Source organism: uncultured Idiomarina sp., assembly GCF_964010655.1.
Lineage (GTDB): Bacteria > Pseudomonadota > Gammaproteobacteria > Enterobacterales > Alteromonadaceae > Idiomarina > Idiomarina baltica.
Window position 1 is genome coordinate 18,403 of sequence record NZ_CAXGLS010000032.1, and the last position, 8,856, is coordinate 27,258.

Consider the following 8,856-nt stretch of genomic DNA (forward strand, 5'->3'; position numbering starts at 1 on the left):
CGAGCGTGTTGTTTTTTTACATGTTATGGCAACTCAATGTGACCAGCGCTGTGGCAGATGAATTGCCTAAAATCACGTTGAGCCTAAAAAATGTCGATTTAGTGACCGCCTTCGAAATTATTGCTGATAAAGTCGACTTAAACCTGATCGCTGATAAGGCAATTGACGAGACGGTCAGCTTATCCGTCAGTCATGTTGATGCACTCAAATTAATGCGAGAGCTTGCCGACAGCTATGGTTTAACGCTACGGATGACGGATAACCTCATTCGGGTGACACGATCTCAATCTTCTCCAACTGACGAACAGGCAAATACATCTGTCACATTGCCACTTTTAATTCCGCTCAATCATGCCAAAGCCGAAGATATAGCGGCATTATTGTCACAAAGCGAGCAGCGCTTGCTCTCAGATCAGGGGGCGGTATCTATCGATGCTCGAACCAACACTCTTATTCTAAAAGAAACACCACACAACGTCAGCGGGATAAAGCAACTCATCACACAACTTGATATACCTGTTAAACAAGTAATGATCGAAGCGCGAATGGTGACCATGAAAAGTAACGCCATTGAACAGTTCGGAGTGCGCTGGGGCGATCTGACCCCACGCAACGACGATCAAGTCATTGCAGATGTAATAGACGGTATGCGAGTTGAGTTGCCGGCCGTGCCAGCCGCAGGACGCTTGAAAGCAAACGTCGGTAAACTCTCGGAAGGCCTACTATTGGATTTGGAGTTGTCCGCGATGGAGCAAGATAACGAGGCTGAAATTATCGCGCGCCCAAAAATATTTACCTCTAATCAACAGCCTGCTTATATAGAGCAAGGAACTGAGATCCCCTACGTAGAGAGTGCCGCATCGGGGGCGACTGCGGTCAAATTTAAAAAGGCAGTCATGGGTTTACGCGTAACACCACAAATTACGTCTAACGACTATGTCATGCTAGATTTAACTATTACACAGAATACGCGTGGCGATACGGTATCAACACCGACAGGACCTGCTGTGGCCATTGATACTCAAGAAATGGCCACACGCGTTTTGGTAAAAAGTGGAGAAACTATAGTTTTAGGTGGAATTTTTCAGCAATATGAGTTGAAGGACGATACAGGCGTCCCCATATTGTCGTCGTTGCCGTTTGTCGGTAATCTTTTTAAAAATCAGCGTGAACAATCAGAAAAACGTGAACTGGTTATTTTCGTTACACCCACGCTGTTAAGTGAATCGGAATAAATTTGCTAAAATGCAATCTAATTGAGATAATCCCGCTTCTTTTCGTTGAGTTGGGGGACGTCTCCAGACACTCCGGATTCGTGATTTACAGCTAATTTAACAGTGATGTAAGCAGGAATATGGCTGAGAAACGTAATATTTTTCTTGTCGGCCCAATGGGCGCCGGCAAAAGTACGATTGGTCGTCAAATTGCCAGACAACTTCATTTAGATTTCTACGATTCAGATACAGAAATTGAACGACGCACCGGCGCTGACATCAGCTGGGTTTTTGAGCTGGAAGGTGAAGAAGGCTTTCGTGCGCGTGAAGAAAAAGTTATCGAAGAGTTGACTGAGCATATGGGGATCGTTTTGGCGACAGGTGGAGGCTCGGTAATGAGCAAAGAGAGCCGTAACCGTCTCTCCGCTCGTGGCGTTGTGGTTTACCTCGAAACGACTATCGATAAACAATTAGCGCGCACACAACGTGATAAGCGTCGTCCTCTCATTGCTGAGGCAGACGATCCACGGAAGGTGCTCGAGGATTTAGCAGAAGTACGCAATCCGCTATATGAAGAAATAGCGGACATTGTTGTACGCACTGACGAACAAAGCGCCAAAGTCGTGGTCAATGAAATCATTGATAAACTCGGGGTTAACGGTCTAGGTTAATCTCTCTAGGGAGCTGTGTTATGGCCAATATACATGTCGAATTGGGCGAACGCAGCTACCTTATTCATGTCGCCTCAAATAACTTACAATGCTTGACCAGCCTATTGCCTGATTTAAAGCAGAGTATACTTGTGGTCAGCAACCCTACCGTATCAGAACTCTATTTCTCACAACTAAGAGAGTCGCTTTCAGGTCACCGTGTTGTCCTGTTTAATATGGAAGATGGCGAACAGTACAAAAGTCTCAAATCATTCGAATCTGTTACGAATAGACTGATTGAAGAAGGGTTTAGTCGGGATTGTGCAATTATTGCTCTCGGCGGTGGTGTAGTCGGTGATCTAGCAGGTTTTGTCGCTGCAACCTATCATCGCGGAGTTGATTTCTATCAGATTCCAACGACTTTGCTTGCACAAGTTGACTCTTCAGTTGGCGGAAAAACCGCGATCAATCATCCACAAGGCAAAAACCTTATCGGCGCCTTCTATCAACCCAAAGCCGTCGTCATTGATCTCAACTGTTTAATGACGCTGAACGAACGTGACTATCGCAGTGGCTTAGCCGAGATTGTTAAATACGGCATCATTTATGACGCTGAATTTTTTTGCTGGCTAGAGAAACATACCGACAAACTGTCGCAACGAGACGAGCAAACGCTTCAGTATGCTATTCAAAAGAGCTGCCAAATAAAAGCCGAAATTGTTGCTCAAGATGAACGCGAATCAGGCATTCGTGCATGGTTAAATTTAGGTCACACATTCGGTCATGCGATTGAAGCAGCGACTGAATACGGCACATGGACTCATGGTGAGGCGGTGGCAGCTGGCACTATTATTGCATCAAAGCTTTCAGAGAAAACACAGCGGATGTCCTCGTCAGATTTCCGTCGCGTTCTGAATCTTTTGTCAGCATTGAAGTTGCCGATAAAAGCGCCACATATGCCTTTGGCAAACTGGTTGAGTTACATGCAACGCGATAAGAAAGTCAAAGACAATCGGATTAACTTCGTATTACCCGTCGGCATTGGCCGAGCGGAAGTAACGAACGCAACAACTGATGAGGAAATTGCCGCTGTGCTGACTGAATGTTGCTAACACGCATCACATAGGAAGCAAATTATGCCGGCTCACGCCTACTCAACACATATTGTCGCAGCACCTGTAAAATCAAAACCCTCTCAGCAGGCCGTTATTGATCGGTTGCATGAGCACTGTCAACACAGTGACACGCTGGTCTTACTTCACGGTCCACAGGGTAGCGGGAAATCGACCATTAGTGAGCTATTTATTGAGCAAGCCTCTAATTATGCAGAGTGTGCATGGGTGCAAGTCTCTGAGCGGTCATCGGTCGAGCGATTACGGGCACAAATTCTCAACCAATTATTTGGTACCATTAGTTTAAATGACGATACGTTAAGTCGCGAAATACAGCGTCAACGCCCCTTAAATCATGCCGTTATTGTTATCGACAATGGCGAACTGATGCCTGACAGTTTTTTGGCTGAATGCGTTAATACTGTCAATCAACTATGTGCATTAGGGCAACGTGTTAGCATTATCATTTCGGCAGAATCGCGTTGGGTGTTTCAACAAACCCCGCCCCCACAATTACGTGTTAAACGTCCCGAGTTAGTGGAAGTACCGCCGCTCGGCAAAGAGGAGCAGATGCGCTTTGTTCAAGCACTTTTGCCCGAACGTCAGCGCCCGCTGTGGAGTCTCGATAAAGTCCAACAGTTTTTAGCCACCATCAATGGTTATCCAGGTGAAATTCAGCAACGCCTGAAGCTCAAACTCATGACGCAAGCTCAACGTTATGTGGAGCCAGAAACGCAAGAAGAAGAGACCTTCTCAGCCTCTTTAGAACACGCCGAAAGCAACCTTGAATCTTTAAAAGCGAAATCGAGCACGCCACTCTTTAAGATTCTATTAGCCAGTACCATACTCGCTTTATTGGGTCTTGCAGCACTAAAACATGAAGCTATTATGACTGCATTTGGGCCAACCAGTTCGGCAGAGTCATCAATTACTGAAGCTGAAGCTAAAACCAATGAACAAGCAACACCTGAGGCTTACACCGATATCAATGTAGCCAACGCGACGGTAGAATTTGAACCTATTGAGGTCAATCAGTTTGATTTTGTTCCGGCTGAGCTAGCTGCATCCTATCGTGCTGCACTGCATTCACTTAATCGTGTCGCGGCCGCGGACGCCGACCCACGTGAGGTCGAGATCGCATTATTTAACGATAAGCGCGTCCCTGTTGCAGTTGCGGACTCCGACACGGCCTCTGGCAGTGAACCCAGTCAATTAACCGATAGTCAGTGGATTCGTCAGCAGCCTGCAACAAATTACGCAGTACAAATAACTATCGCCAGCAATAAGCCCACACTGACCGAATTTATCAAGCGTCACGATCTTGAACAAACCGCACGCGTATATCAACGTCAAAAGGACAACAGCTATGTCGTCATCATTGGCAGCTATGACACTATCGCGGCGGCACGCGCTTATGCAGAATCACTCCCCGAGGCATTAAAAGCCGGCGGTCCTTGGCCTAAGTCATTTGCGGCAGTCCAACGAGAACAGGTTTCCGTTGGTGGAGAGTAATTTTCATATCTTTAGCTTTCGGGTACACTAGCCGTTCAATCCACTAAAGGCCGGCTAATGAAACGAAATCGGGCATTTTTAAAATGGGCAGGAGGCAAGTACGGCCTTGTCGAGCCCATAAAAGCTTGTTTGCCCGAGGGGCGTAAGTTAATTGAACCTTTTGTGGGTGCAGGATCAGTGTTCCTAAATACTGATTATGACCGCTATTTGCTGAACGATATCAACCCCGATCTCATCACCTTGTATCAATTTGTAAAGCGCCGTCCTAAGACGTTTATTGCCGATGCGCGTAGACTTTTTACCGCACGTAATAATCAATCAGACGCATACTACGCGCTCCGTAAGTCGTTTAACGAGAGCAATGATCCTTACTACCGTTCACTACTCTTTTTATATCTCAACCGGCATGGTTATAACGGTCTTTGTCGTTACAATAGTCGCGGTATTTTTAATGTCCCATTTGGCGATTATCGTAAGCCCTATTTTCCAGAGGCGGAAATCGAAGTTTTTGCAGAAAAGGCAAAGCGTGCTAAATTCGTCTGCAGCTCTTTTGAACAAGTGTTCAGGAGAGCCCGAAAAGGCGATGTGATCTACTGCGATCCTCCTTATGCACCGCTTGTACAAGCAAGCAATTTCACAAGTTATGCGACGGGTGGCTTTAGTTTAGATGAGCAAAGTGAACTCGCTCGGCATGCCATACGGGCCGCTTGCAAACGTCATATTCCTGTACTAATTAGTAATCATGATACGCCGCTTACACGCGCATTGTACGAGCGAGCAAAAATTAGTAGTCTTAAAGTAGCTCGCAATATTAGCCAAAAAGGTGATGCACGAAAACCCGTCGCCGAATTATTGGCATTGTTCTCCCATGAACATCAGCAAAATGTGATTCCGATGAAACGTGACATTAAAAAAGTAGGGACATGAACTGGTTTTTAAGAACTTTTGAAGAATTAAACACCCATCAGCTATATGAAATTCTGCGTATTCGCCAAGACGTTTTTGTTGTAGAACAAAACTGTCCATATTTAGATGCTGACGGAACTGACTTTGATGCCGAGCATCTTTTTGCTCGCAACAATCAAGGCAAAATGCTTGCTTACGCGCGCATTTTTAAAGCGTCTGACATAAATCCAATATCAAAAGTCGGTCGCGTTCTCACGACCGCAGACGCGCGACAGTTGGGCTTAGGACGAGAGCTCATGCAACGGGCAATTCAATATCTTGATTCGCGAGCACCGAACGCGCCTATTCAAGTCCAAGCTCAGACATACTTACGGGCGTTTTATCAGTCGTTTGGTTTTGAGGCCGTTAGCGAGGACTATCTTGAAGATAATATTCCACACGTCGATATGCAACGCTCTGCTAAAAATCAATGAGCTCTGAATTCGAACTACAACAAACCGCAGACGGCGTGCAATTAGTTTGGACAGCAGGGCCTAAAGGGATCAAACCGCTTCATCTTGACTTCCGGGCGGGAAAGTCAGGGTACCGCGCGGTGAACTCGAGCTTGAAATCAGAATCACTGATAAAGGCTCTCGGTATTACTGGCAAACGCAAACCATCCGTACTCGACGCAACGGCCGGTTTAGCGCGCGACGCACTCATGGTTGCTGCGTTCGGATCATCGGTTGATTTAATTGAGCGTCACCCGATGGTTCGTATTCTACTCAAGGATGCACTTGAACGTGGTCGTAATGGTGCCGATAAAATTTCGGACTGTTGCCAACGCATGCAACTACTTGAGCTCGAGCACGTTAAACAGGTTTCTTCAGAACAATACGATGTGGTATACCTCGATCCCATGTATCCAAAATCGGGTAAACAGCGCGCTCAAGTAAAAAAAGACATGCAAATGTTTCAGCAGTTAGTCGGCGGCGATGAAGATGCGGACGACCTAATTGCTCCAGCGCTAAATGCGGCTAAATTTCGTGTGGTCGTAAAACGACCCGATCATGCCGACTTTTTAGGGCAAAGAGAACCGAACACGCAAATCAAGAGTAAAAAGCATCGATTTGATGTTTATATAAAGCAAGGATTCGAACAGCTATGATTAAAGAAAACGATTTATTACCTTCTGGGTCACTCACTTCAAAAGGCGAACTCGGCATTCAACATTACGACCCGCAAGAGCTATTTGCAAAAGGCACACACATCCTATTCGCTGTCCCGGGGGCTTTTACTCCGACCTGTTCGGAGAAACACTTGCCAGGCTATGTTTCACTCGCAAACGAGCTGGCTGAACAAGGGGTGCAGAGTATTAATTGCGTTTCAGTCAATGATGCATTTGTAATGAAAGCTTGGGGTGACCACCTAGGGATCGGAGATGAGGTTCGGTTATTGTCAGATGGTAACGGTGAATATAGCCAAACCCTAGGGCTCGCTAATGACACTGGCGCGTTTGGTGGCATTCGCTCAAAACGTTACGCCATGATTATCGTTGATGGCATCGTGGAACATCTATTCGTGGAAGATGAGAAGCAATTCGAAGTGAGTGCAGCAAAATACGTGCTTAATGTATTGAAATCTGAGCAGTAATGGCGTTATTTGATGTAGTGATTATTGGTGCGGGAGCTGCCGGTTTACACTGTGCAGCTCACGCCGCGCGAAACGGCCACAAGGTTATCGTGGTAGACCATGCCAAACAGGCTGGTAAAAAGATCCTCATTTCGGGGGGCGGTCGATGTAACTTCACTAACATGTATGCCAGTCCCGAAAACTACCTTTCCAGTAACCCTCACTTTTGTAAATCGGCGCTTAGTCGTTACACCCAGTGGGACTTTATTGGTTTAGTCTCAGAATACCAAATCCCGTATCATGAAAAGACCTTGGGACAGTTATTCTGTGATGAATCAGCGAAGGACATCGTTCGCATGCTACTCGACGAGTGCGCTCGCTACGGTGCCAAAGTACAACTGAGAACCGAAGTGCTGGATGTCGAATACGAGCATGACACTTATCGTATTAATACCTCGCAGGGTCAACTGAGCGGTCATCAACTAGTCGTCGCCTGTGGTGGACTCTCAATGCCCAAGCTAGGGGCGACACCGTTGGGCTACCAAATTGCAGAGCAGTTCGGTCATTCGATCATACCGGTGCGTGCGGGCTTAGTGCCTTTCACTTTGCATCCAACCGAAAAGGACGCTTTTGCTGAGCTAGCGGGCGTTTCAATGAACGTAGCCGCCAGCGCCAATGATGGTCACTTTAGTGAGGCGATGTTGTTTACTCACCGCGGCTTATCGGGTCCGGCGATGCTGCAGGTGTCCTCTTATTGGCAACCTGGTGAGGCGATTACCGTTGACTGCCTGCCCAGTACCGATGCGTTTGAATGGCTACAAGAGAACCAAACTAAACAACCAAAGGCTCAGCTGAATACCGTATTACAGCAGCTGTTCGCGAAACGCGTCGTTACTCAACTCGGTGCGTATCATCAATGGCCGTTGACTCAACGCCTCGCCGATATCAGCAAAAAGACGTTTAAAGCAATCGCTGAGCAACTTAACCAATGGCAAATCAAGCCCAATGGCACCGAAGGCTATCGCACCGCTGAGGTCACCCTCGGCGGCGTTAATGTCGATGAAGTCAGCTCCCAAACTATGCAAAGTAAACGACAGCCTGGACTATTTTTCATTGGCGAAGTACTCGATGTCACCGGTTGGCTTGGTGGCTATAACTTCCAATGGGCATGGTCAAGCGCCTATGCGTGTGCGGAAGGGTTGGTTAAAATCAAGTGAGAGTAAACTCATTTAAACGCCTTTTTATAGAAAATTAGGAGACTCTTTAGGTTGCCTTAAAGGTAAAAAATTATGTCTAGTAATGAAAAAACTTTTTCGTTTAATGTAGCAAATATAATTTGGATTTTGTTTTTTGTTGGTGTCCTCGTACTTTTTACAAATGCTTTTTCTTTCCACGGTATAATTGTATTAGATAAAGATATTGAATACGGAAGTGTCTTATCTATATTAGCTCTTCCGACGTATATATATTTTGTTTTTCACTCAATTAAAAAAATTAAAGAAAACAAGAACGATTACATTAAGATAGATGATAACCAACTAATTTACAGAACCTCTGAGGGTACAACGCGGGTGGCGATGAAAGAAATAACGAAGTCACATCTGATTCACAACCTCATGAATAAAGAAATATTTATTGAAACTAATGGCTCAAATTTTTTAATAGACGCTTTTGGATTTCCGAGAGAGGTACTCAAACTCCCTGAAATGATCGAACAAAACAAAAACTCGAAAGTGGGCATTGATAAATCCTGATGCTATAGAAGTCACAACTCTTTATCATTTTCATGTAAAGGACTGTAGTGGTCAACAAAACCCGGACACCTTTTTAGCTAATTTCTCTGCTTTTGCC

General features: G+C 45.7%; 10 protein-coding genes. All 10 read left to right on the plus strand.

Annotated elements, in window-relative coordinates:
* Positions 1 to 38 precede the first annotated feature (38 nt).
* Entirely contained in the window at positions 39 to 1,235 is a 1,197-nt protein-coding gene (pilQ, locus tag ABNS04_RS08835; protein WP_348671371.1) for a type IV pilus secretin PilQ, read from the plus strand.
* 119 nt (positions 1,236 to 1,354) lie between these two features.
* Complete coding sequence (gene aroK / locus ABNS04_RS08840) at positions 1,355 to 1,885, plus strand: shikimate kinase AroK (RefSeq protein ID WP_272978369.1); 531 nt, start codon at positions 1,355 to 1,357, stop codon at positions 1,883 to 1,885.
* Positions 1,886 to 1,905: 20 nt separating this feature from the next.
* Positions 1,906 to 2,976, plus strand: a complete 1,071-nt coding sequence (aroB, locus tag ABNS04_RS08845; protein ID WP_006954602.1) for a 3-dehydroquinate synthase — start codon at positions 1,906 to 1,908, stop codon at positions 2,974 to 2,976.
* Between the two features lie 24 nt (positions 2,977 to 3,000).
* On the plus strand, positions 3,001 to 4,488 hold the full coding sequence (locus ABNS04_RS08850; protein WP_272978368.1) for an AAA family ATPase: 1,488 nt from the start codon (positions 3,001 to 3,003) through the stop codon (positions 4,486 to 4,488).
* 57 nt (positions 4,489 to 4,545) lie between these two features.
* A complete protein-coding gene (locus ABNS04_RS08855) occupies positions 4,546 to 5,415 on the plus strand; it encodes a Dam family site-specific DNA-(adenine-N6)-methyltransferase (RefSeq protein ID WP_006954604.1) in 870 nt (289 codons plus the stop codon).
* A complete protein-coding gene (locus ABNS04_RS08860; RefSeq protein ID WP_006954605.1) occupies positions 5,412 to 5,867 on the plus strand; it encodes a GNAT family N-acetyltransferase in 456 nt (151 codons plus the stop codon). The genes ABNS04_RS08855 and ABNS04_RS08860 overlap by 4 nt, the downstream gene beginning before the upstream one ends.
* The gene (locus ABNS04_RS08865; protein WP_272978367.1) at positions 5,864 to 6,541 is read left to right on the plus strand and encodes a class I SAM-dependent methyltransferase; all 678 of its coding nucleotides are present in this window, start codon (positions 5,864 to 5,866) and stop codon (positions 6,539 to 6,541) included. Before ABNS04_RS08860 ends, ABNS04_RS08865 begins: the two co-directional genes overlap by 4 nt.
* The gene (locus tag ABNS04_RS08870) at positions 6,538 to 7,026 is read left to right on the plus strand and encodes a peroxiredoxin (RefSeq protein ID WP_272978366.1); all 489 of its coding nucleotides are present in this window, start codon (positions 6,538 to 6,540) and stop codon (positions 7,024 to 7,026) included. Before ABNS04_RS08865 ends, ABNS04_RS08870 begins: the two co-directional genes overlap by 4 nt.
* The gene (locus ABNS04_RS08875) at positions 7,026 to 8,222 is read left to right on the plus strand and encodes an NAD(P)/FAD-dependent oxidoreductase (protein WP_006954608.1); all 1,197 of its coding nucleotides are present in this window, start codon (positions 7,026 to 7,028) and stop codon (positions 8,220 to 8,222) included. The genes ABNS04_RS08870 and ABNS04_RS08875 overlap by 1 nt, the downstream gene beginning before the upstream one ends.
* 72 nt (positions 8,223 to 8,294) lie before the next feature.
* Positions 8,295 to 8,759 (plus strand): hypothetical protein, encoded by a 465-nt coding sequence (locus ABNS04_RS08880; RefSeq protein WP_272978365.1) that lies wholly within the window; start codon positions 8,295 to 8,297, stop codon positions 8,757 to 8,759.
* Positions 8,760 to 8,856: the final 97 nt, after the last annotated feature.